20 protein-coding genes and 1 tRNA gene are annotated in these 21,837 nt (G+C 69.4%); 10 read left to right on the top strand and 11 right to left on the bottom strand.

Going from position 1 to position 21,837, the window contains the following annotated elements; all coding sequences use genetic code 11:
• Positions 1–1,206, top strand: a complete 1,206-nt coding sequence (locus tag ACSVDD_RS21495) for a LamG-like jellyroll fold domain-containing protein (RefSeq protein ID WP_448191440.1) — start codon at positions 1–3, stop codon at positions 1,204–1,206.
• Between the two features lie 179 nt (positions 1,207–1,385).
• Here the strand turns inward: ACSVDD_RS21495 and ACSVDD_RS21490 are convergent.
• The 5 genes from ACSVDD_RS21490 to ACSVDD_RS21470 form a co-directional block, all read right to left on the bottom strand.
• Positions 1,386–1,460, bottom strand: a tRNA-Gln gene (locus ACSVDD_RS21490).
• 59 nt (positions 1,461–1,519) lie between these two features.
• On the bottom strand, positions 1,520–3,607 hold the full coding sequence (locus ACSVDD_RS21485) for a hypothetical protein (RefSeq protein WP_448191439.1): 2,088 nt from the start codon (positions 3,605–3,607) through the stop codon (positions 1,520–1,522).
• Positions 3,608–3,620: 13 nt separating this feature from the next.
• Entirely contained in the window at positions 3,621–6,338 is a 2,718-nt protein-coding gene (locus ACSVDD_RS21480) for a DUF4159 domain-containing protein (protein ID WP_448191438.1), read from the bottom strand.
• 169 nt (positions 6,339–6,507) lie between these two features.
• Positions 6,508–7,410: a DUF58 domain-containing protein gene (locus ACSVDD_RS21475; protein WP_448191437.1), complete on the bottom strand. Its 903-nt coding sequence runs from the start codon at positions 7,408–7,410 to the stop codon at positions 6,508–6,510.
• Complete coding sequence (locus ACSVDD_RS21470) at positions 7,410–8,432, bottom strand: AAA family ATPase (RefSeq protein ID WP_448191436.1); 1,023 nt, start codon at positions 8,430–8,432, stop codon at positions 7,410–7,412. The genes ACSVDD_RS21475 and ACSVDD_RS21470 overlap by 1 nt, the downstream gene beginning before the upstream one ends.
• 132 nt (positions 8,433–8,564) lie before the next feature.
• Here ACSVDD_RS21470 and ACSVDD_RS21465 point away from each other — a divergent pair, with 132 nt between their 5' ends.
• The 3 genes from ACSVDD_RS21465 (at position 8,565) to ACSVDD_RS21455 (ending at position 11,022) form a co-directional block, all read left to right on the top strand.
• Positions 8,565–9,116: a DUF1285 domain-containing protein gene (locus ACSVDD_RS21465; protein ID WP_448191435.1), complete on the top strand. Its 552-nt coding sequence runs from the start codon at positions 8,565–8,567 to the stop codon at positions 9,114–9,116.
• Positions 9,113–9,727: a CoA pyrophosphatase gene (locus ACSVDD_RS21460; RefSeq protein WP_448191434.1), complete on the top strand. Its 615-nt coding sequence runs from the start codon at positions 9,113–9,115 to the stop codon at positions 9,725–9,727. Before ACSVDD_RS21465 ends, ACSVDD_RS21460 begins: the two co-directional genes overlap by 4 nt.
• An 83-nt stretch (positions 9,728–9,810) precedes the next feature.
• Complete coding sequence (locus ACSVDD_RS21455; RefSeq protein ID WP_448191433.1) at positions 9,811–11,022, top strand: CCA tRNA nucleotidyltransferase; 1,212 nt, start codon at positions 9,811–9,813, stop codon at positions 11,020–11,022.
• Between the two features lie 34 nt (positions 11,023–11,056).
• On the opposite strand, the gene hemF is transcribed toward ACSVDD_RS21455, so the two are convergent.
• Positions 11,057–11,947 carry an oxygen-dependent coproporphyrinogen oxidase gene (hemF, locus tag ACSVDD_RS21450; protein WP_448191432.1) on the bottom strand — a complete coding sequence of 297 codons (891 nt, stop codon included), beginning with the start codon at positions 11,945–11,947 and terminating at the stop codon, positions 11,057–11,059.
• Positions 11,944–12,402, bottom strand: coding sequence for a tRNA (cytidine(34)-2'-O)-methyltransferase (locus ACSVDD_RS21445; protein WP_448191431.1), 459 nt, complete (start codon positions 12,400–12,402; stop codon positions 11,944–11,946). Before ACSVDD_RS21445 ends, hemF begins: the two co-directional genes overlap by 4 nt.
• 252 nt (positions 12,403–12,654) lie before the next feature.
• Between ACSVDD_RS21445 and petA the strand changes: the two genes are divergently transcribed.
• From petA to yddG, 5 genes are all read left to right on the top strand, one after another.
• Positions 12,655–13,224: a ubiquinol-cytochrome c reductase iron-sulfur subunit gene (gene petA / locus ACSVDD_RS21440; protein ID WP_448191430.1), complete on the top strand. Its 570-nt coding sequence runs from the start codon at positions 12,655–12,657 to the stop codon at positions 13,222–13,224.
• Positions 13,225–13,253: 29 nt separating this feature from the next.
• The gene (locus ACSVDD_RS21435) at positions 13,254–14,522 is read left to right on the top strand and encodes a cytochrome b (RefSeq protein ID WP_448191429.1); all 1,269 of its coding nucleotides are present in this window, start codon (positions 13,254–13,256) and stop codon (positions 14,520–14,522) included.
• Positions 14,522–15,283 (top strand): cytochrome c1, encoded by a 762-nt coding sequence (locus ACSVDD_RS21430; RefSeq protein ID WP_448191428.1) that lies wholly within the window; start codon positions 14,522–14,524, stop codon positions 15,281–15,283. The genes ACSVDD_RS21435 and ACSVDD_RS21430 overlap by 1 nt, the downstream gene beginning before the upstream one ends.
• 85 nt (positions 15,284–15,368) lie before the next feature.
• Positions 15,369–15,923 (top strand): DUF924 family protein, encoded by a 555-nt coding sequence (locus tag ACSVDD_RS21425; protein ID WP_448191427.1) that lies wholly within the window; start codon positions 15,369–15,371, stop codon positions 15,921–15,923.
• Complete coding sequence (gene yddG / locus ACSVDD_RS21420) at positions 15,923–16,834, top strand: aromatic amino acid exporter YddG (protein WP_448191426.1); 912 nt, start codon at positions 15,923–15,925, stop codon at positions 16,832–16,834. Before ACSVDD_RS21425 ends, yddG begins: the two co-directional genes overlap by 1 nt.
• 190 nt (positions 16,835–17,024) lie before the next feature.
• Here yddG and ACSVDD_RS21415 read toward each other — a convergent pair whose 3' ends face one another.
• From ACSVDD_RS21415 to gloB, 3 genes are all read right to left on the bottom strand, one after another.
• Entirely contained in the window at positions 17,025–17,456 is a 432-nt protein-coding gene (locus tag ACSVDD_RS21415) for a cupin domain-containing protein (RefSeq protein WP_448191425.1), read from the bottom strand.
• A 4-nt stretch (positions 17,457–17,460) separates the two neighbouring features.
• Complete coding sequence (locus ACSVDD_RS21410) at positions 17,461–18,069, bottom strand: glutathione S-transferase N-terminal domain-containing protein (RefSeq protein WP_448191424.1); 609 nt, start codon at positions 18,067–18,069, stop codon at positions 17,461–17,463.
• Positions 18,070–18,133: 64 nt separating this feature from the next.
• Entirely contained in the window at positions 18,134–18,889 is a 756-nt protein-coding gene (gene gloB / locus ACSVDD_RS21405; protein WP_448191423.1) for a hydroxyacylglutathione hydrolase, read from the bottom strand.
• A gap of 45 nt (positions 18,890–18,934) precedes the next feature.
• Here gloB and ACSVDD_RS21400 point away from each other — a divergent pair, with 45 nt between their 5' ends.
• Positions 18,935–19,690 (top strand): class I SAM-dependent methyltransferase, encoded by a 756-nt coding sequence (locus ACSVDD_RS21400; RefSeq protein WP_448191422.1) that lies wholly within the window; start codon positions 18,935–18,937, stop codon positions 19,688–19,690.
• A gap of 9 nt (positions 19,691–19,699) precedes the next feature.
• Here the strand turns inward: ACSVDD_RS21400 and ACSVDD_RS21395 are convergent, their stop codons facing one another.
• A complete protein-coding gene (locus ACSVDD_RS21395) occupies positions 19,700–21,829 on the bottom strand; it encodes a hybrid sensor histidine kinase/response regulator (RefSeq protein ID WP_448191421.1) in 2,130 nt (709 codons plus the stop codon).
• Positions 21,830–21,837 lie beyond the last annotated feature (8 nt).

Raw genomic sequence — 21,837 nt, 5'->3', positions numbered from 1 at the left:
ATGAGCCGCTATCTCGGCACCGCCCCCGCCGTCAACGCCTTCTCGGCCCCCGGCGCGTTCGGCTTCAACGACATTCTGACCCAGCAGGTGATGGAGCAATGGGACGCGGGGACTGATCCGTACTGGGCAAACACCGTGCTGCTGTTCCAGCCCAAGTTCGGCGACACGACGTTCCTGGACCGCAGCGCCTCGGCCAAGACCATCATCCCCGCTGGCAGTCCCGCGCTGACGGCGTTCAGCCCGTTCGTAGGCGGGGCCAGCATGGCGAGCAGCTCTGCCGGGACGGACTACCTGACCCTGGCCGACAGCGCGGATTGGGACTTCGGCACCGGAGACTTCGTCTACGAGGCTTGGGTCTATTGCAACACCACTGCCCCCACTCAGATGCTCATGGGGCAGATCGGCACCGAACTCACGATGTACCTTGCCTATTCCACTTATTCAAACCTGCTTCCTTATAATACTTACTCAGGCGGAACTGGCGCACCAAACAGTTCGTTGGGGGCGAAGATCTACCAGAACGGCTGGATGTACTGCGTGATGGCTCGAGTTGGAAATGTCGTGCGGATGTATCTCAACGGAATGTTGGTGCTGACCGCGACGGACACGTCCAACATCAACGCCGCCACGGGGTTCCGCATCGGCCATGCTATGACCGCTCCCTTCACGGGATACATCGCGGCGGCGCGTGTCACCAAGGGAACGTCGCGGGGGTACATCGGCTCCACTATCCCCGTGCCCAAACGGCCCTTCCCGATCCAAGGCCGCAGTCTTGCCCCCCTGCTGACGGGAACACCCATCGGCAACCACACGGCGCAAGGTGGTCTCGCCGCAGCGTTTGACGGCGTTACCAGTCAGACCGTCCTCGCCTGTGCCCAGACCGCCCCCGGTGTCAGCGGGTACGGTAACCTCATCGGGCTTTCCCTGGCGTCGTCCAAGTTGATCACCGCCTTCAAGGCATGGGCACCGAACGACGACTACTTCCTTGGAAACAACACGAGCAACGGCCTGAAGCTGGAAGGCTGGAACGGCAGCGCTTGGGTGACGCTGTGGACCGGGACTTACCCCGCCGGGGTGGCGTCAGCGATGTTCATCGCCGACGGTATCGATCTGACGGCTGGTCCGGTCAGCCAAGTGCGGCTCAACGCCGTTGGCAACGGCACCAACTCCACTAAGTTCGCCGAAGTCCAGTTCTTCGGCCGCTGAGCGAAAGGCTTCGTCATGCTCGATCTCTACAGCCACCGCAGCGGTCCGCCCGCCCCGTTGCCCGAAATGATCTTCTCCATGCCGCCGTGCTGATCGGCTAGGCTGGCCATACTGTCCAACGGAACACGTTCTGGAGGAGCCGGCCCCCTTGGAAACTCAAGGTTTCCAAGGGGGCCGTATGGCTGGGGCGGCAGGGATCGAACCTGCGAATGGCGGTACCAAAAACCGCTGCCTTACCGCTTGGCGACGCCCCAATCGGGAAGGAGCGGGACCATAAACGCAAATTTCGCCGCGTGCAACCGCTGGAACGCGCCTATCGCCCTTCGCGCCTCCACGCCACGATCATCGCCCCCAAAGCCAGCAGCAGCACCGCCGCCACCGGCAACAGCGGCACGTCGGACACCCCCGTCACCACGAAATCACCATTCGCCCGCAAGCCGATCCACCCGGACCCGCTCTGCGCGCGGTCGGCCTTGGTGCGGCGCACATCCGGGGCGCCATCGGCGATCCACTGCACGCCGCCCCCCGTTGCCTGCGCCACCGGCTTGATCTTGTCGCCGGTCGAGCGCACGTCGGCCAGTTCCGGCGGGTTGACGGCGCCCACCACCGCCAAGGCCGTGCGGTCGCCATCGGTGATTCGGTAGATGCCCGGCTCGCCGGCGATCACCGTGGCGGCGGCGTGGCCGGTCTTGTCCTCGTTCATCTCCAGCGTGCGAGTCTCGTCGGACGGCGTGCTCAGCGTGACCGAGCGCGGATCGGGCTCCAGCGAGCGGCGCTCGACGGTGATCTTGTTGCCGTCCACGCGGGCGCGAAGGTCGTTCTCCTCAAGCTCCGGCTCCTTCATCAGCCAGTGCGCGAGGCGGCGCAGCAACTCGGCCTGCGGGCCGCCGCCCTCGTAACCACGACTCCACAGCCACATCTGGTCGGACGCCAGCTGCGCCACGCGGCCCTCGCCGACACGGTTCAGCACCAGCAGCGGCAAGCCCTGCGCGCCGTTCATCACCACCGAGCCGCCCTTCGGCACCACCTCCACCTGATGGAACCAGCGGCCCCAGGTGGGCTCGCCGTCGGCCTTGTCGCCGGGCAGACCGGTCGTGACGGGGTGGCGGCGGCCCAGCTCGGTGACTTTCGGGCGGAACGGCAGGTCGAGCGTCTGCCCGGTCGGCTCGCCCGGCAACACCTGGCCCAGCGGCGTGCGGGCCAGCGACAGCGCGGTGGCGAAGCCCTGGCCGGAAGCCTCCAGCAGGGCGCCGCCCTTCTCCACGTAGCGGGCGATGTTCTCCAGGTACATCTGCGGCAGCACGCCGCGACGGCGGTAGCGGTCGAAGATGATCAGGTCGAACTCGTCGAGCTTGATCTCGAACAGCTCGCGGATCGGGAAGGCGATCAGCGACAGCTCGCGGATCGGCGTGCCGTCCTGCTTCTCCGGCGGGCGCAGGATGGTGAAGTGGACGAGGTCCACCGCTGGATCGACCTTCAGCAGGTTGCGCCACGTGCGCTCGCCCGCGTGCGGCTCGCCCGAGACCAGCAGCACGCGCAGCCGGTCGCGCACGCCGTTCACCACCACGGCGGTGCGGTTGTTGGCGAGGGTCAGTTCCTGTTTGCCGGCCTCGACCTCCATTTCCAGCACGTTCTGGCCGCCGTGCGTGACCTGGAAGTCGATGTGGTAGTCCTGGCCCACCGGCACCTGGAACTGGCGCGGTGTGCCGCCGTCCTGGCGCAGCGTGACCAGCGCGTTGGGCGTCTGGCGCTGCGGCATGTCGTCGACGCGGATGACCAGTTCCACCGGCTTGCCGACCAAGCCGTAGGTCGGCGCCTGCACGATGGCGAGGCGGCGGTCGCCCTCGTCGCGGTTGCCGGTCAGCAGCGTGTGCACCGGCCCGCCCTCGGCCAGCTTGGCGACGTTCTCCGGCACGTCGTGGATCTGCCCATCGGTGATCAGCACCGCGCCGGCCATGCGGCGGCGCGGCACGTCGGCCATGGCGCGGTTCAGCGCGTCGAACAGCCGCGTCTCGTTGATCGCCGCCGCACCCGAGGCGCCATCCCCGGCGCGCACCACGCGCACCTCCAGATCGTCGAAGCGCTTCAGCTTGTCGGTCAGGTCCGACAGCGCGCGCTCGGCGCGGCCCCGGCGCTCGCCGATGTTCTGGCTGGGCGACTGGTCCACCACGACCACCGCCACGTCCTTGATGGGGTCGCGCTTCTCGTGCACCAGCGAGGGGTTGATCAACGCAATCGCCAGCACCGCCAGCGCCAGGAACCGCCACAGCGCCCCGCGCGCGCGCCGGAACAGGCCGAGCAGCACGACCAGCGCCGCCGCCGCGAACAGCGGCAGCAGCCATTCCCACGGCAGCAGCGGGTTGAAGGCGATGGAGTTGCCGCCGGACAGGAGGTCGGTCATTGGCCCCAACCTTTCATTGTCCAAGTCTCTCCAGGATGGCGGGGACGTGCACCTGATCGGCCTTGTAGTTGCCGGTCAGCGCGTACATCACGAGGTTGACGCCGAAGCGGAAGGCCATCTCGCGCTGGCGCTCGCCGCCGGGCGCCACGGCGAAGCGCGGCTGGCCGCGGCCATCCACCGCCCAGGCGGCGGCCCAGTCGTTGGAGCCGATCAGCACCGGCGACACGCCGTCGTTGGCGCGGCCCTCGCGCGCCTCGACCCAGAGGTCGCCACCGGCGTAGCGGCCGGGGAAGTCCTGCATCAGGTAGAACGCCTTGGTCAGCACATGGTCGGGCGGCACCGGCGCCAGCGGCGGGATGTCCAGCCCTTGCGCGATCCGTTGCAGCGCCAGACTGCCCGGCCCGGCGCCGGGGCCGAGCGAGGCGGCCTGATCGCGGGTGTCGAACAGGATGGTGCCGCCGTTCTTCAGGTACTCGTTGACGCGCGAGCGGGCGCGGTCGGACAACGCCCCGGCGTTCGGCGTCACCGGCCAGTAGAGCAACGGGTAGAAGGCCAGCTCGTCCGCCTCCACATCCACCGACATGGTGCCGGCGGCCTCAACGGCGGTGCGGCGGTTCAGCACCTCGACCAAGCCGTCCAGGCCGGCGTGGGCCACGTCGTCCACGCTGGAATCGCCGGTGCGCACGTGGGCCAGGAACGTCTCGGCGGTGACCTTGGTGGCGTGCGCGTCGTCGGCGCGGGCCGGCGCGTAGGGCAGGAGGAGGGTGAGCAGCAGCGCCGCAGCCGCGGCCCCCCGCGGGCGTGCCCAGCGGCCGAGCAGGCCGCGCAGGGCCAGCGCGATCAGCAGATCGAGGATGGTCAGCGCCATCGCCACGGCGAGCAGCGCCGGCTTCAGCGCGACCTCGCCGCGTTCGGCATAACTGCCGACACCGACGCCCAGAGGCATCGCCCCGAACGGCTCGATGCGCGTCAGCCCGGCGGTGAGGTTCAGCGCGCGCCGAGCCTCCTCGGTGCCGTAGAAGCCCGGCGGGTGGCGCGGGCCGATGGCGTCGGGCTTGAAGGCGTCGCCGGGCATGGGGAAGGCGGTCGGCGGCGGCGCCGTCAGGCGGCCATACCCGTCCAGCACCGCCAGCGGCTCCAGCGTGCCGGCCTGATTGGTCCCGGCGACCCCCTCGCTGAGGCCCGCCATCCGGCGCAACATCTCGACGAACAGGCCGGACAGCGACAGGTTGGACCAGTCCGGGCTGGCGGTGGTGTGCACCAGCACGACCCAGCCGGCCCCGCGCCGCTCGGCGGTCACCAGCGGCGTGCCATCGGCCAGCCGCGCCCAAGTGCGGTCGGCGAGGTCCACGGAGGGCTCGGCCAGCACCTGACGCTGCACCAGCACGTCGTCGGGGATCTTCAGGCCGAAGAACGGGCTTTTCTCGCCGAAGGGCTGCAAACGCGCCGGTTCCGACCAGGACAGCGCCCCGCCCAGCGTACGGTCGCCCAGGCGCAGGCGCACGGGCACGAGCTGGTCGGCGTTCTGCGCCAGCCGCGGGCCGGCGAAGCGCACCAGCAGGCCGCCCTTCTTGACCCAGGCCTCGACCGCCTGCGCCTCCTCGCCGGACAAGGCGCCGACGTCCGACAGGATGAGGATCGCCAGCTCGCGCTTCAGGAGGTCTCGGATCTCGCCGCGGCGCACTTCGTTGTAGGGCTCCAGCGCGCGGTTCAGATAGTGCAGGTCGGACAGCAGCGGCTGGTTCTCGCCGTCCGGCCGGCCGGAGACCAGGCCCACCGGCCGGCGGCGCCAGCGCTCGTCCAGCAGAACGGTGGCGCCGGCCGTGGTCTCATTCTCGATGCGCAAGGACGCGGCCTCGTTGCGCAGTTCCACCGGCACCTCCAGGCGCAGATCGCGGGTCTTCTGGCCGGCCTCGAAGGCGACTGTCTCGCGGGTCAGCAGGCGGCCGTCGCCGGCCCCCAGGCGCACGGTGACCGGCTCCGGCCGGCTGGCGTCGGCGCGCACGATGCGGGTGACCAGCGCGGTCCCCTCCGGCGCCGGGGGCAGCAGCAGGTGCGGCGGGCGGGCGACGGAATCGTCCAGCACCTCCACCGAACCCAGGCGTTGCAGGGCGGCGGCGAGGTTTCGGGCGTTCGGGTCGCCGACGCCGTCCGCCAGCCAGACGCTGTGCAGCGAGCCGGTGACGCGCAACCCCTTCACCGCCTCCAGCGCCGCGGCGCGGTCGGTCGGCCAGGGGTTCGGCTCCAGAGCCTGGATCAGGCGGCGCGCCTCGACCGGGGGCAGGGCGGCGCTGGCGGCGATCTTGTCGCCCGCGGCCGGCGGAGCGGTGGCGAGGACGATGACCGGGCGGGACTGGCGGTCGGCTTGGCCGACCACCTCCTCCATGGCGCGGCGGCGGCTCGGCCAGTCGCGTGCCGACGCCCAGCCATTGTCCACCACCAGCATCAGCGGCCCGCCGCCGGGCAGCGCCGCGCGCGGGTTCAACAGCGGCCCGGACAGGGCGAAGATGACCAGCGCCGCGATGATCAGGCGCAGCAGCAACAGCCACCACGGCGTGCGGGCGGGCGTCTCCTCGCGCGCTACGAGGTCGCGCAGCAGGCGGATCGCCGGGAACCGCACGAGGCGCGGCGCCGGCGGGGTGACGCGCAGCAGCCACCACAGCACCGGCAGCACCACCAGTGCGGCCAGCACCCACGGCGTGGCGAAGGCGAAGGAGCCGAGACCCAGCATGCGTTTCCAAACTCTGCGCGTGAACCTTGCGCGAAGGACCTAATGTGCGCCCTGTTCCCCCTCTCCCCAACCCCTCTCCCGCAAGGGGAGAGGGGCTTTTCAGTGCGGGACCTGCTCCCCTCTCCCCTCGCGGGAGAGGGGCTGGGGGAGAGGGGGGCAAAGCAAACTGTTAAACCGCCTCCTGCGCCAACGCCCCCCACAGCGCCAGCAGCGCCGTCTGCGGCGGTCGGTCGGTGCGGTGGATGGCGAAGCTCCAGCCGGCGGCGCGCGCCAGGGCCGCCAAGCCCTCCTGGTGCGCTCGCAGCCGTTCCAGATACGCGGTGCGCACCGCCTCGACGCGGGGCACCAGAATCTCGTCCTCGCCCTCGAAGCCGGTGAACTCGACACGGCCGTCGAAGGGCAGGGTCTCCTCGGCGGGGTCGAGCACCTGCATCAAATGCCCGCGTAGGCCCCGCCCGGACAGGCCGGCCACCGTCGCCTGGATCTCCGGCAGCGGCGACAGCAGATCGCCGAACAGCACCACCTGGGCATGCCGCGGCAGCGGCTCGATGCGCGGCAACCCGTCCGCCCGCGGCGTCGCACTGGGGTCGCTCAGCAGATTGGCGAGGCGGTTCAGCGTGTGCTTGCCGTGGTCCGGCCGCACGCCGGAGTTCAGCAGCGCCACCCGCTCGCCGCCGCGGATCAGCAGAACCGACGCCGCCAGCAGCAGCAGATCGGCGCGCTCGCGCTTGCTCGGCAGCTCGGGGGAGGAGCGGTACTCCATGGAGCCGGAACGGTCGCGCCACAGCCAGACGCTCTGCGCCGCCTCCCATTCGTTCTCGCGGACGAAGACCGGCTGCGTCTTGGCCGACTGGCGCCAGTCGATCATCTGCGGCGCGTCGCCGGGCTGATAGCGGCGGAATTGCCAGAACGTCTCGCCCAGGCCGACGCGGCGGCGGCCGTGCACGCCCTGCGCCACCGTGGACGCCACGCGCTCGGCGGCGACCAGCAGCGGCGGCAGGCGCGCGGCCAGCCCCTCGGCACGCTGCTGGGCGCGCAGGGCCTCCACACGGGGCGAGGGGCGGAGCGCCATCACAGCAACGGCGCGCAGAGGCGGTCGATGACGTCCTCCATGGTGACGCCGTCCGCCCGCGCGGCGAAGTTCAGCGCCATGCGGTGGCGCAGGATCGGCTTGGCGAGCGCCACCACGTCGTCCAGCGACGGCGACAGCCGGCCGTCCAGCACCGCCCGCGCGCGGGCCGCCAGCATCAGCGACTGCGAGGCACGCGGCCCCGGTCCCCAGGCGACATGGCTGCGCACCTCGGGAATGTCCGACGTTTCCGGCCGGCCGGCGCGCACGAGGTCGAGGATGCCCTCCACCACGCTCTCGCCGATGGGGACACGGCGCACGAGGCGCTGCGCCGCCTGGAGATCGGCGGGGGTCAGCACGGTGACCGCCTTCTCGGCATCGACGCCGGTGGTGGCGATCATCATGCGCCGCTCGGCGTCGCGGTCGGGGTACTCGACGTCGATCTGCATGAGGAAGCGGTCCAACTGAGCCTCGGGCAGCGGGTAGGTGCCCTCCTGCTCCAGTGGGTTCTGCGTCGCCAGCACGTGGAAAGGCTGCGGCAGCGGGTGGTAGTGGCCGGCCACCGACACCCGGCCCTCCTGCATGGCCTGCAACAGCGCCGACTGGGTGCGCGGGCTGGCGCGGTTGATCTCGTCGGCCATCAGCAGCTGGCTGAACACCGGGCCGGGCAGGAAGCGGAAGGACCGCCGGCCGGTCTCCGCCTCCTCCAGCACCTCGGAACCGAGGATGTCGGCCGGCATCAGGTCGGGCGTGCACTGGATGCGCTTTTCGGCGAGGCCGAGCACGGTGCCCAGCGTCTCCACCAGCCGCGTCTTGGCGAGGCCCGGCACGCCGATCAGCAGCACGTGCCCGCCGGCCAGCAGTGTGACAAGCGTGAGATCGATGACGTCCTGCTGGCCGAAGATGATGCGGCCGATGCGCTCGCGCACGAGCTGGAGCCGGAGGCCCAGGGTCTCGACTTCGGCCAGAAGCTGCTGCGGACTTTCGGGCGTCGGCGTCGGGAGGATCGCGTCGGTGGCGCTCAAGGGCCTAAACTCCCCAGTCTTGAATACCGGTTCAAAATCCAGCCTCGCCGACCTATGTGACGAGTATGGCGAAATTACGTTGCTCAACCGCGCCGGTCCGGCCGGCGCGTCAGGAACAAAGTCGGGGGTGTGATGCAGGATGACAAGCCGGATGTGGGCCGGGAGGCGCCCAGGCCGGTCGGCCTACCTCATTTTCCCGTGGAACAGGACACCGGCATACGCATTGCGCGTGACGGCACGTGGTTCCACAATGGCGATCCGATCAAGCGGATCGAATTGGCCAAGCTGTTCTCCACGGTGTTGCGGCGGGATGACGCAGGTGATTATTGGCTGATTACGCCTGTCGAGCGCGGGCGCATAGTTGTCGATGATGTTCCGTTCGTCGCTGTCGAAATGACGGCAAGCGGAATTGGCGAGGATCAGGTTCTTTCGTTCCGTACAAATTTAGACGAATGGGTAGAAGCGGGATCGGATCACCCCATCAGAGTTTCGCACAACTCGGAAACTGGTGAGCCAACCCCCTACATCGACATAAGAAAGGGACTGGAGGCGCGTATCGCACGGTCCGTCTACTATGAGATGGTCAACCGTTGCGCGACGACCGGCCCCGATGGGGAGGAGGCTGAGATCGGCGTATGGAGCAACAAACGATTTTTCGTGCTGGGCAGGCTGCTTGGCGAGTGACCCACGACGAAATCCGCAAGCGCTTCCCCGGAGGCGCCACCGCGTTGCCGCACCCCGCGAAGGTGCGCGGCGACCATGACCTGAACCCCGGCTTCCAGTTGCCGTCGGACACGCTGCGCGAGGCCGCCGTGCTGGTGCCGCTGGTCGAGCGGCCGGAGGGGCTGACCGTGCTGTTCACCCAGCGCACCGCCCATTTGAGCGCGCACGCCGGGCAGATCAGCTTCCCCGGCGGCCGGCGCGAGACGTACGACCACTCGCCCGAGGACACCGCGCTGCGCGAGACCGAGGAGGAAATCGGCCTGTCGCGCGATGTCATCGAGGTCATCGGCCGGCTCGACACCTACCTGACGCGGACGGGGTTCCGGGTGACGCCGGTGGTCGGGCTGGTGCGCCCGCCCTTCACCGTCGCCCCAGACCCCACCGAGGTGGACGAGGTGTTCGAGGTGCCGCTGACCGTCATCCTCGACCCCGCCAACCCGCAGCGCCACAGCCGCGAGGTCTTCGGGCAGCAGCGCTGGTTCTACGCTTTCCCCTACGAGCAGCGGTACATCTGGGGCGCCACCGCCGGCATGCTGGTGAACCTGCGCGACGTGCTGGCCGAGACGCCGTGACGCCGGCTGCGCTGGTAAGTGGCTTTCGGGCGGGCTAGGTTGGCCGGATGCAGCCCGCCGGCCGTCTCGAACCGCAGCCCTGGATGACCGCACCGGAAACCCGCGCGGTGATCGAGGCGTTGCGCGCCGGAGGCGCCGACGCGCGCTTCGTCGGCGGCTGCGTGCGCGACACGTGGCTGAAGCGCCCGGTCAAGGACATCGACATCGCCACCCACGCGGCGCCGGAAGCCGTCATGGGCATCCTGGAGGCGGCGGGCATCCGCGCCATCCCAACGGGAATCGCGCACGGCACGGTGACCGCCGTGATCGGGCGCGAGCATTACGAGATCACCACGCTGCGCCGCGACGTGGAGACCTTCGGCCGGCACGCCCGCGTCGAGTTCACCGACGACTGGAAGGAAGACGCGGCCCGCCGCGACTTCACCATGAACGCGCTGTCCTGCACGCCGGACGGCACCGTCTACGACCCGTTCGGCGGGCTGAAGGACATGGCGGCCGGGCGGGTGCGTTTCGTCGGCGACGCACGCCAGCGGTTGCAGGAGGACGTGCTGCGCCTGCTGCGCTTCTTCCGTTTCCACGCGCACTACGGGCGCGGCGCCCCGGACCCGGAGGCGCTGGCCGCCTGCCGGGAGATGGCCGACCGGCTGCCGACGCTGTCGGGCGAGCGCTTGCAGGGCGAGATCATGCGCCTGCTGACCGCTGCGTCCGCCGCCGACGTCTGGTGCCTGATGATCGGGCAGGGCGTGATGGCGCACCTGCTGCCGGCGGCGACCGACGTGGCGCGGCTGTCGCGCATGGTGGAGCTTCAGCACGATCTGGGCGAGGCGCCGGACCCGCTGCTGCGCTTGGCCGCGGCGCTGGACGCCGATCGGGCCGGGGCGTTCAGGGCCGCGGAGACGCTGCGCCTGTCCAACGCCGAGCGCGACCGGCTGGTGAGCATCGTCGAGCCCAGGGTGGCGGTGTCGCTGCACGACGATCCACCGGCCCGGCGGCGGGCGCTGTACCGGCTGGGCGATGCCGGGCTGTACCGGGACGTGGTGCGTCTGGCCGCGGCCTCGGCGCCGGGGCCGGTGTCGCTCGACCATGTGCGCGAGGTTCTGGCGACCGCGGAGGCGCTGGACAGCCTGCGCTTTCCGCTGGCTGGGCGGGACGCGCTGGCGCTGGGCGCCAAGCCGGGCAGGCACGTCGGCGAGGCGCTGCGCGACGTGGAGGCGTGGTGGAGCGGTCAGGACTTCCGGCCGGGGCGGGACGAGTGTTTGGAAGAGTTGAAGCGGCGGTTGAGTGCGGTTGCCTGAGCTGCGCGTGTGCCAACGTCGGGCGCGGTGCCTGTCACGGCCATTTCACCTCCGGCGGCAGACTCATCAAGATCGCCTCCGTGTTCCCCCCGGTCTTCAGCCCGAACGTCGTCCCGCGGTCGTAGAGCAGGTTGAACTCCACGTACCGCCCGCGCTTGACCAGCAGCGCGTCGCGCTGCTCGGCCGTCCACGGCTCGTTCATCCAGCGCCGCACGATCTTCGGGTAGGCGTCCAGGAACGCCAGTCCCACATCCCGCGTGAAGGCGAAGTCCCTCTCCCAGTCCCCATTGTCCACATTGTCGAAGAAGATTCCGCCCACCCCGCGCGCCTCGCCTCGGTGCGGCAGGAAGAAGTAGCGATCGCACCATTCCTTGTACTTTTCATGACACGCCGGGTCGTGGCGGTCGCAAGCCTCGCGCAGCGCGCCATGAAACTCCTCGGTGTCCGTCTCGTCCGGGAATGTCGGCGTCAGGTCCGCCCCGCCGCCGAACCAGCCCACCCGTGTCGCGATGTGGCGCGTGTTCATGTGAGTCGCCGGCACCAGCGGCGAACGCATGTGCGCCACCAGACTGATGCCCGAGGCCCAAAACCGGCCGTCCTCGGCGGCGCCGGGGATGCTGGCGCGGAATTCCGGGCTGAACGTGCCGTGCACGGTGGAGACGTTGACCCCCACCTTCTCGAACACCCGGCCATGCAGGATCGACATCACGCCGCCGCCGCCTTCGCCTCCGCCCCCATCTTCTCCAAATGGATCAGGGCGTGCCCATTCCTTGCGCACGAAGCGGCCGGCGGGCAGGTCCGCGTGCGTGCCCGTCAGCTCGTCCTCGATCCGTTCGAATTCGGCGCAGATCCGGTCGCGCAAATCCTCGAACCATGCGCGGGCGCGGGCCTTCTGCTCCTCGGTGGGGACGGTTGGGGTGGTCATGCGGACTCCGGAAAGGCGCCGGTCTGGCGCAGGGCTTCACCCAGAACCATGGCGGCGGCGAGCGCCACATTCAACGAGCGCGCCGGCGGGCGCAGCGGAATCACCACCCGCGCGTCGGCGGCGTCGTGCACCTCGTCCGGCACTCCGGCGCTTTCGCGGCCGAGCAGAAGCTGGTCGTCGGGCCGGAAAGCAAACGCCGTGTAAGGCACCGCCGCCCGTGTCGTGAGCAGCACGAGTCGGCCCGGCGCGCGGTCGCGGCGGTACGCCGACCACGAGGTATGGCGAATCAGGTCCAGGTGCTCCAGATAATCCATACCGGCCCGGCGCAGGCGCCGGTCATCGAGGATGAAGCCGCACGGCTCGACCAGATCCATGGCCACGCCGAGCCCGGCGGCCAAGCGCATCAAGGTGCCGGTGTTCTGCGGGATGTCGGGTTCGAAGAGCACGAGGCGCATGGGATTCCCGAAAATGGATTAGATTTCTCTGATGCTGCATCGCAACGCGCGACACAATGTCCGCAGACTAGGGCTTTTCAACGGCGCGCCGCGACGGTATACCGCACCCCAAAAGGCAGGGTAGCTCTTCCGTTCGTCGATGCATGCCAGAGGTATGAGCGACGTGCGGACAGGTGGCCCGAGTCGTGCTAGAACGCTCCGCGAATTCACCCGGCGCCGTCGCGCTGCGCAGTCTTGAGGAGAATGACGCTAATGGCTGAGACCACGCATCCGTCCGGCACGGGTGCCCATGCGGGCCCCGGCGGCGAGGGGACTTCCCGCCGTGATTTCCTGTATCTTGCCACCGGTGCCGTGGGTGCCGTCGGCGTCGCTGCGGCCGCCTGGCCGTTCGTCGACAGCATGAACCCCGCTGCCGACACGCTGGCGCTGGCCTCCATCGAGGTCGATCTCGCCCCGGTCGCCGAGGGCCAGTCGATCACCGTGACCTGGCGCGGCAAGCCGGTCTTCGTTCGCCACCGCACGGCGAAGGAGATCGAAGAGGCCAAGAAGGTCAATCTGGCCGAACTGCGCGACCCCGCGCCGGACGACAAGCGCGTCCAGAAGCCCGAGTGGCTGATCCTCGTCGGCGTGTGCACGCACCTCGGCTGCGTGCCGCTGGGGCAGAAGCCGACCGATCCGCGCGGCGACTACGACGGCTGGTTCTGCCCGTGCCACGGCTCGCACTACGACACGGCTGGCCGCATCCGCAAGGGCCCGGCTCCGGCCAACCTCGTGGTGCCGCAGTACGCCTTCCTCAGCGACAACCGCGTCCGGCTCGGCTAAGCGGCCCTAGGTTTCGGGAGACTCCCATTATGGCTCAGGCTCACGCCTCCAGTTTCAAGAACCCCGTGGTGAAGTGGATCGACAGTCGCCTGCCGATCTTCACGATGCTGCATCACGAGTACAACGAATACCCGATGCCCAAGAACGTCAACTATCTGTGGGCGTTCGGGGCGATTGCCGGCATCATGCTGGTGATCATGATCGCGACCGGCGTCGTGCTGGCCATGCAGTACGCCGCCAACACGACCATCGCTTTCGACTCGGTCGAGCGCATCATGCGCGACGTGAACTACGGCTGGCTGCTGCGCTACGTGCACGCCAACGGCGCGTCGTTCTTCTTCATCGCCGTCTACATCCACATGTTCCGCGGTCTCTACTACGGTTCCTACAAGGCGCCGCGCGAGATCCTGTGGATCATCGGCGTGGTGATCTTCCTGCTGATGATGGCGACCGCCTTCATGGGCTACGTGCTGCCGTGGGGCCAGATGAGCTTCTGGGGCGCCACCGTCATCACCAACCTGTTCTCGGCGCTGCCCATCGTCGGCGACCCGATCGTCACCTGGCTGTGGGGCGGCTTCTCGGTCGACAACCCGACGCTGAACCGCTTCTTCGCGCTGCACTTCCTGCTGCCGTTCGTGATCCTGGGTGTCGTCATCCTGCACACCGCGGCGCTGCACATCTGCGGCTCGAACAACCCGCTGGGCATCGACCCGAAGGGCCCGCAGGACACCGTGCCGTTCAACCCGTACGTCACGGTGAAGGACCTGTTCGCGGCGGTGGTCTTCCTGATCTTCTTCTTCGCGTTCGTGTTCTTCATGCCGAACTACCTGGGCGACCCGGACAACTACATTCCGGCCAACCCGCTGGTGACGCCGGCGCACATCGTGCCGGAGTGGTACTTCCTGCCGTTCTACGCCATCCTGCGCGCCATTCCGGACAAGCTGGGCGGCGTGCTGTGCATGTTCGGCGCCATCGCGGTGCTGGTCATCCTGCCGTGGCTCGACACCTCCAAGGTGCGCAGCTGCAAGTTCCGTCCGATCTACCGCCAGTTCTTCTGGGTGCTGGCGCTCGACGCGCTGGTGCTGGGCTACGCCGGCGCCATGCCGGCTGAGGGCAACTGGCTGCTGGTCGGCCGCATCGGCACGGCCTACTACTTCTTCCACTTCCTGATCCTGCTGCCGGTGCTCGGCAAGCTGGAGCGTCCGCTGCCGCTGCCGGCCAGCATCAGCGAACCCGTTCTCAAGGGCGGTGGCCGCGTTTCCGCCGGCGCCCATGCCAAGCCGATGGAGAAGGCCTAATGCGCGCCTTGAAGACTGCTATCCTCTCGGCCGCGCTGGCTCTCGGGCTCAGCGCTCCGGCCCTCGCGTCGGAAGGCGCGCACATCCCGCAGCAGAGCTGGTCGCACTCCGGTGTGTTCGGCACCATCGACAAGGCGGCGGCGCAGCGTGGTTTCCAGATCTATAAGGAAATCTGCGCGGCCTGCCATTCCATGCGGCTGGTCCCGATCCGCACGCTGGCGGGCATCGGCTTCAAGGAAGACGAGCTGAAGGCGCTGGCCGCGACCTACGAGGTCCAGGCCGGCCCGAACGACAACGGCGAGATGTTCCAGCGTCCGGGCATCCCGGCCGACCGCTTCCCGTCGCCGTTCCCCAACGACAACGCGGCCCGTGCGTCCAACAACGGCGCGCTGCCGCCCGACCTGTCGCTGATCGCCAAGGCCCGCAAGGGCGGCGAGAACTACGTCTACGCGTTCCTGACCGGCTTCGAGGAAGCGCCCGAGGGCGTCAACCTGATGCCGGGCATGAACTACAACAAGGTGTTCCCCGGTCATCAGGTCGGCATGCCGAACATCCTGATGCCGGACGGCGTGCAGTACGCCGACGGCACCAAGGCGACGGTCGAGCAGGAGGCGAAGGACGTCGCCACCTTCCTGACCTTCGTCGCCGAGCCGAAGATGGACGAGCGCAAGCAGATGGGCGTGAAGGTCATCCTGTTCCTGCTCGTCTTCGCCGGGCTGATGTACGCGACCAAGCGCCAGATGTGGGCCAAGCTCCACTGATCGACGCGTGCGAGTGACGAAACTGCTGGACAGGGCGCCCTCGGGCGCCCTGTTCTGTTATGGGCTGGCGCAACGGGAGGCGGGGATGAGTGACGAGGCGTTGATCGACGAGATCGTCGAGTACTGGTTCGGCGAGGGGCCGAAGCTCTACTGGTTCACGGAGTCGGAGAGCTTCGACCGGCAGGTCCGCGACATGCTGCTGGAGCCGCACGAACGGGCGGCGGCCGGACGGTTCGACCATTGGATGGACGACGTGGACGGCTGTCTGGCGCTGTGCATCCTGCTGGATCAGGTGCCGCGCAACGTCTTCCGCGGCACGCCGCGCGCCTACGCCACCGACGAGCAGGCCCGCGCCGTCGCCCGCCACGTCATCCAGAACGACTTCGATGTGGAGTGCGAGCCGGAGGAGCGGATGTTCCTCTACCTGCCCTTCGAGCACCACGAGGATTTGAACAGCCAGAATCTGTCGGTGCAGCTGTTCCACGAACGCGTCGGTGTGACCGAGCCCATCGAGTTCGCCGAGCGGCACCGGGCGATCATCGAGCGCTTCGGCCGCTTCCCGCACCGCAACGCCATCCTCGGGCGCGAGAGCACGCCGGAGGAGCTGGAATTCCTGAAACAGCCGGGATCGTCGTTCTGATGACCGCCGACTCCCTGCCGGTTGATCGCGCCCATGTCCGCCGCGCCACCGCCATCGGCGGCACGGCAATCCTGCTGTGGTCCACGCTGGCGCTGCTGACAACCCTGTCCGGGGACATTCCGCCGTTCCAGCTCGTCGCCATGTCCTTTGCGCTGGCCTTCCTGGTGGGCACGGCGGCTGCGGTGGTGCGCGGGCGCGGCGTGCTGGCGCCGCTGCGCCAGCCCTGGCCGGTGTGGCTGCTGGGTGTGGGCGGGCTGTTCGGCTACCATTTCTTCTACTTCCTGGCCTTCCGGCTGGCGCCGCAGGCGGCGGTCGAGGTGAACCTGCTGAACTACCTCTGGCCGCTGCTGATCGTGCTGTTCTCGGCGCTGCTGCCGGGCCACCGGCTGAAGGCCGGCCACGTGCTGGGCGGGTTGCTGGGGCTGGCCGGGACAGCGCTGCTGGTGACCGGCAAGGGGAAGGGGCTGAACATCGAGGCGGCCTATCTGCCCGGCTATCTGTCGGCGGCGACCTGCGCGGTGGTGTGGGGCGGCTATTCGGTGCTGTCGCGCCGCTTCGGCCATGTGCCGACCGAGGCGGTGGGCGGCTTCTGTCTGGCGACGGCGGTGCTGGCGGGACTTTGCCATCTGGCGTTCGAGGCGACGGTGGCGCCCGGCGCCATGGAGTGGCTGGCGGTGCTGCTGCTCGGCACCGGTCCGGTGGGGGCGGCGTTCTTCGTCTGGGACCACGGGGTGAAGCGCGGCGACATCCGGGCGCTGGGCGCGCTGTCCTACGCCACGCCCTTGCTGTCCACCTTCCTGCTGATCCTGTTCGGCCGCGCCGAGGCCGGCTGGACCGTGTGGGCGGCCTGCGCGCTGATCGTCGGGGGGGCGGTGCTGGCAAGCCTGGACATGCTGCGTGGGCGGGGATAGGATCAAAGTCGCCGTTGGCGAGGTGTGTCCGCACGCCGCCGCGCGGATGAGACGCTCCGCAAAATGCGTCTCATTGTGTCTCATCCGCCGCCGAACGGATGCAACACTCACCGGTATCGCGTTGCATAGCGTTACATAGCGTTGCATCCAGCGCCGCCGGGCCGAGAAAGGCACGGCGTTCGAACCTCCGTTACCCCGGCTCCCATCCCTCCGGCGCCATCTCGAAGCCGGCGAACTCGAAGGCCGGAGAGACGGTGCAGCCGACCAGCACCCAGCCCTCCAGCGGCCTTGCCGCCTGCCATGCGTGCGGCGGCACCACGGCCTGCGGGCGCTGACCGCCCATCAGGTCCATGCCCAGCACGTGCCGCGTCACCGCCAGCCCGTCCTCGCTGATGGACAGCTCCAGCGGGCCGCCGGCGTGCCAGTGCCACATTTCCACCGCGTCGACCCGGTGCCAATGCGAGTGTTCACCGGCGCGCAGCAGGAAGTAGATGCCGGTCTTGACGCCGCGCCCGCCGCCCTCCGCCGTGTGGCGGTAGGTCTCCACATAGTGACCGCCCTCGGGGTGCGGCTGCATCCCGAGGGTGGCGATGATGCGCTCCGGCGTCAGCGACTCCGGCATGGGATCAGGCGGCCGGCGGTGCGGTGCGGCGGAAGCTGTCGCGGGCCGACGCCTTGTCGAACCACGCCTTGAGAGCCGGGCGGCCCTGACGCCAGTCCTCGTGCCCCCAGCGGAAGTCCAGGTAGCCGAGCGTCGATAGGATCGCCAGCGTGCCGATGGTCGGCTGCTCCAGCGCCAGCGCGCCGGCCTCGGCCTCCAGCACGTCGCAGGCGCGGGCCATCGCCACGCGCTGCCGCTCGGCCCACGAGGCGGACTTTTCGCCGTCCGGGCGATTGCCTTCCAGGCGGCGCAGGATGGCGGCGTCGCAGATGCCATCGGCCAGCGCCTGCTGGCGCAGCGCCGTCCAGCGCGCCGGGCCGGGCGAGGGGAACAGGCGCGCGCCGTCGTGCAGCGTGTCCAAATATTCGCAGATCACCGGGCTGTCGTAGAGCGTCGGGCCACCGGGCAGGACCAGCGCCGGCACCTTGCCCAGCGGGTTGTCCTGGGGCAGGTCGGTTTCCGGCGACCACGCGTCGGTCTTCAGCAGTTCGATCGAGCCGTCGAGGCCGCATTCGATGGCGACCATCATCACCTTGCGCACGTAGGGCGAGGTGGCGCTGTAGCGCAACTTCATAAGATCGGTCCCTTCCCGTTGGTTGGCTGGGATCTTAATGCAGAGATGCTGGGGCGGGAACCCTTCAGAACCGGTCCTTGCGCCCGCGGATCTCGGCGAACACCGCCACCGGGTCGGCGCCGGCCATCCCCACCGCCGCCTGCACGCCCGGATCATCGGCGCGCAGGAACGGGTTGGTGCGCTTTTCCAGCCCCAGGGTCGTGGGAATGGTCGGCTCGCCGCGCTCGCGCAGGGCCTTGATCTCTTCGGCGCGGGCGGCCAGCTCGCGATTGTCCGGGTCGACCGTCACGGCGAAGCGGGCATTCGACAGCGTGTACTCGTGCCCGCAATAGATGCGCGTGTCGTCGGGCAGCGCGCGCAGTTTGCACAGCGAGTCCCACATCTGCGCCGGCGTGCCCTCGAACAGCCGGCCGCAACCCAGCGCGAACAGCGTGTCGCCGCAGAATAGCGCTTGCGCCTCCGCGAAGTGGAAGGCGATGTGCCCCGACGTGTGGCCGGGCACGGCGATGACCCGCGCCGCGTGCGGACCGAACGACGCGGTCTCGCCTTCGGCCAGGGCGATGTCCATATCCTGGATACGGTGGGCATCGGCGGCGGCGCCGATGACGGGGCAGCCGAATCGCTGCTTCAGCGTGTGGTTGCCGCCGACGTGGTCCGGGTGGTGGTGGGTGTTGAGGATGTGCGTGAGGCGCCAGCCGCGCTGCTCCAGCGCCGCCAGCACCGGCTGGGCGTCGCCGGGATCGACCACGCCGACCGCGTCACCCTCGCGCAGGAGGTAGATGTAATTGTCGTTGAACGCCGGTACGAGGTGGATTTCCATGGTCTGTGCGTCCTCCCCTTCGGTTTGTGATAGGCTGTGACCGTCATGTACACCGATATTGTCGATCTCCGGGAGTTCTACGAGTCCAGCCTGGGACAGGTGGCGCGGCGCATGGTGCGTCGGCGCATCCGCCAGATGTGGCCGGATCTCAAGGGGCAGATCGTGCTGGGCGTCGGCTACACCACGCCCTTCCTGCGCCCGTTCCGCGACGAGGCGGAGCGCGTGCTGGCGGTGATGCCCGCCTCGCAGGGGATCAGCTTCTGGCCGCCCGAGGGGCCGGGGCTGGTGTGCCTGAGCGACGAGGCGGAGCTGCCCTTCGGCGACATGTCCGTGGACCGCGTGCTGCTGGTACATGGCCTGGAGGGCACCGAGCAGCTGCGGCCGATGATGCGCGAGATCTGGCGGGTGCTGGCCGGCGGCGGGCGGGTGCTGGCGGTGGTGCCGAACCGGCGGGGGCTGTGGGCGCGTGCCGACTGGACGCCGTTCGGCCACGGCTTCCCGTATTCGCCGTCGCAGCTCAAGCAGGTGCTGCGCGACACCATGTTCGTGCCGGAGCGGACGGGGCACGCGCTGTTCATCCCGCCGGTGCGCTCGCGCTTCCTGCTGCGCTCCGCCCCGGCGTGGGAAGAGGTCGGCGAGCGCTGGTTCAAGGCGTTCGCCGGCGTCACCATGATCGAGGCGTCCAAACAGATCTTCGCCGGCGTGGCCCGCCGCGCGCAGCCGGTCAAGCGCCGGCTGATCGTGCCCTTGCCGGGCGGTGCGGCGCCTGCCGCGCGGCGGCTGTGGCCGGACGGGGCGTAAAGGGCGTCCTTACGCTATCCCCACGTCCGCCCCGGCCCGGTCCTTCAGCAGGTCGGAGAGGCGCTGGCGCAGTTCTTCGGCGCCATAGGGCTTGTGCAGGATGCTGATGCCGCTGGCGTGCACCTCTTGGATGCGTTCGGGCGCGGTGTCGCCGGTCACGATCACCGCCGGCACGGCCCGGCCGAGCACGCGGCGGATCGCCAGCACCGCCTCCACCCCGGTCATCCCCTCGCCGAGCCGATAATCGGCGACCACCGCGTCGGGGACGAAGCCCCGCCCGGTCACCAGTTCCACCGCTTCCTCGCCCGACGCGGCGGCGACGTTCCGGTAGCCCCAGGTTTCCGCCATCATCTGCAAGCCGATGCAAACGATACCGTCGTCCTCGATGATCAGGATGGACCCTCCGGCCGGTGCCGCCGGGTGCCCGGTGGGGTGCGCGTTGCTCTGCGGGGCGGCAACCTCGTCCATCGTCACGGTGAAGCAGGAGCCGCGGCCCGGCGTGGAGCGCAAATCCACCGTGATGCCGAGCAGGCGGGCGATGCGCTTGACGATGGCCAGCCCCAGCCCCAGCCCCTTGGACTGGTCGCGGCCGGGATTGTGCATTTGGAAGAACTCCTCGAAGACCGTCTCCTGCTGGTCCTCGGGGATGCCGGCGCCGCTGTCGAAGACTTGCAGAAGCACCTTGCCGCCGCGGCGCCTGCAGCCCAGCAGGATGCCGCCCTCGCAGGTGTACTGGAACGCGTTCTCGATCAGGTTGCGCAGCACGCGCTCCAGCAGCACCGCGTCGGAGCGCACCCAGGCCTGCGCCGCCACGGTGCGCAGGCGCAGGCCCTTCTGCTCGGCGCGCAGGCGGTATTCGCCGCCCAGCTTGTCCAGCAGGTCGCCGACGGCGACGTCGTCCAGCGTCGGCGTCACCACGCCGGCATCCAGGCGCGACACGTCCAGCAGGCTGGACAGCAGGCGGTTCAACGCCCCCAGCGCGCGCTCCATCATCGCTACCGACTTGGCGAGCGCCGGCCGCTCGCGCGCGTGCGGCTCCACCGAGGCCAGCAGCAGCACCAGCGACTGCACGGGCTGGCGCAGATCATGGCTGGCGGCGGCGAGAAACTTCGACTTGGCGAGGTTGGCGCGCTCGGCCTCCGCCTTGGCCCGCAACGCGTGGTCCTTGGCCGTCAGCAACGCGGCCTCGGCCTGCCGTTCGCGCCGCACGTTGCGGATGCCGAAGCCGATCATGCCGCACAGCGCGGTCAGCACGCCGCCGGTCAGCAGGGCGTTTCTCTGCGTGCGCGCCGCCCAGGCATCGAGCACCGTGTCGACCGGCACGCCGGTGAACACCACCAGCGGCCAGCCGTCCATGCGCTTGTAGGCGCCGAGCCGCTCGATCCCATCGATGGTCGAGCGGCTGAAGAAGGTGCCCTCCGGCGCCTCCTTGAGCAGCTTGGCGAACAGCACCGAGCCGGACGAGTTGATCGTGCTCTCCGTCTTCGGCAGCGGGAAGCGGAGCACCACGTCGCCGTCGTCGCGGAACAGCGTGAAGGAGGTGCCGGGGACCGGATTCAGGCTCTCGTAGAAGCTGGTGAAGTGGTTGGCGTCGATGGAGGATTCGACGACCGCCCGCAACGTCCCGTCCGGCGCCCGCACCGCCCGGCTCACCGCGAACAGGAAGCCGCCGGTGAGACGGCCCCAGATCATCGGGCTGATGAAGGTGCCGATGTCCACCGGCCCGGTGTGCACCGAAAAATACGCGCGGTCGGCGGAGTTGGCCTTTGGCGGGTCGCGCTGGATGCTGGTCAGGGCCACGTCGCCCTTGGGATCGAGAATCCACAGCGACTGGATCGACGGCATCTCGGCCGTCAGCCGCAGCAGCCGCTCCCACGCCTCCGGCGTGCGGGGCAACGCGTCGGTTTCCACCCCGTTCAGCAGGGCCGCCACGTCGGACAGCACGACGCCCTCCGCCTGGATGGCGACGCGGGCGTGCCCCTCCATCAGCGTTGCCGTCCGGCGCAGACTCTCGCGCGCCTCGTCGAGGGTGTTCAGCCGGTCCAGATAGGCCAGCGCTCCAAACAGGCCGACGCCGCAGACGAGGCTGAAAGCCAGCGTCCACGCCAGAAGCCGTTCGGTCGCCCACAATGTCCGCACGCTGTCCG

It is taken from the genome of Azospirillum terrae (assembly GCF_053470425.1).
The sequence above is the reverse complement of the archived record's forward strand: the minus strand, read 5'-3'. Positions and strand labels throughout refer to the sequence as shown.

Excerpts from the sequence above, each read along its gene's own strand:
- ACSVDD_RS21495 (WP_448191440.1), top strand. The coding sequence starts at position 1 with ATGAGCCGCTATCTCGGCACCGCCCCCGCCGTCAACGCCTTCTCGGCC.
- ACSVDD_RS21485 (WP_448191439.1), bottom strand. The coding sequence starts at position 3,607 with ATGACCGACCTCCTGTCCGGCGGCAACTCCATCGCCTTCAACCCGCTG.
- ACSVDD_RS21480 (WP_448191438.1), bottom strand. The coding sequence starts at position 6,338 with ATGCTGGGTCTCGGCTCCTTCGCCTTCGCCACGCCGTGGGTGCTGGCC.
- ACSVDD_RS21475 (WP_448191437.1), bottom strand. The coding sequence starts at position 7,410 with ATGGCGCTCCGCCCCTCGCCCCGTGTGGAGGCCCTGCGCGCCCAGCAG.
- ACSVDD_RS21465 (WP_448191435.1), top strand. The coding sequence starts at position 8,565 with ATGCAGGATGACAAGCCGGATGTGGGCCGGGAGGCGCCCAGGCCGGTC.
- ACSVDD_RS21455 (WP_448191433.1), top strand. The coding sequence starts at position 9,811 with ATGACCGCACCGGAAACCCGCGCGGTGATCGAGGCGTTGCGCGCCGGA.
- hemF (WP_448191432.1), bottom strand. The coding sequence starts at position 11,947 with ATGACCACCCCAACCGTCCCCACCGAGGAGCAGAAGGCCCGCGCCCGC.
- ACSVDD_RS21445 (WP_448191431.1), bottom strand. The coding sequence starts at position 12,402 with ATGCGCCTCGTGCTCTTCGAACCCGACATCCCGCAGAACACCGGCACC.
- petA (WP_448191430.1), top strand. The coding sequence starts at position 12,655 with ATGGCTGAGACCACGCATCCGTCCGGCACGGGTGCCCATGCGGGCCCC.
- ACSVDD_RS21435 (WP_448191429.1), top strand. The coding sequence starts at position 13,254 with ATGGCTCAGGCTCACGCCTCCAGTTTCAAGAACCCCGTGGTGAAGTGG.
- ACSVDD_RS21430 (WP_448191428.1), top strand. The coding sequence starts at position 14,522 with ATGCGCGCCTTGAAGACTGCTATCCTCTCGGCCGCGCTGGCTCTCGGG.
- ACSVDD_RS21425 (WP_448191427.1), top strand. The coding sequence starts at position 15,369 with ATGAGTGACGAGGCGTTGATCGACGAGATCGTCGAGTACTGGTTCGGC.
- yddG (WP_448191426.1), top strand. The coding sequence starts at position 15,923 with ATGACCGCCGACTCCCTGCCGGTTGATCGCGCCCATGTCCGCCGCGCC.
- ACSVDD_RS21415 (WP_448191425.1), bottom strand. The coding sequence starts at position 17,456 with ATGCCGGAGTCGCTGACGCCGGAGCGCATCATCGCCACCCTCGGGATG.
- ACSVDD_RS21410 (WP_448191424.1), bottom strand. The coding sequence starts at position 18,069 with ATGAAGTTGCGCTACAGCGCCACCTCGCCCTACGTGCGCAAGGTGATG.
- gloB (WP_448191423.1), bottom strand. The coding sequence starts at position 18,889 with ATGGAAATCCACCTCGTACCGGCGTTCAACGACAATTACATCTACCTC.
- ACSVDD_RS21400 (WP_448191422.1), top strand. The coding sequence starts at position 18,935 with ATGTACACCGATATTGTCGATCTCCGGGAGTTCTACGAGTCCAGCCTG.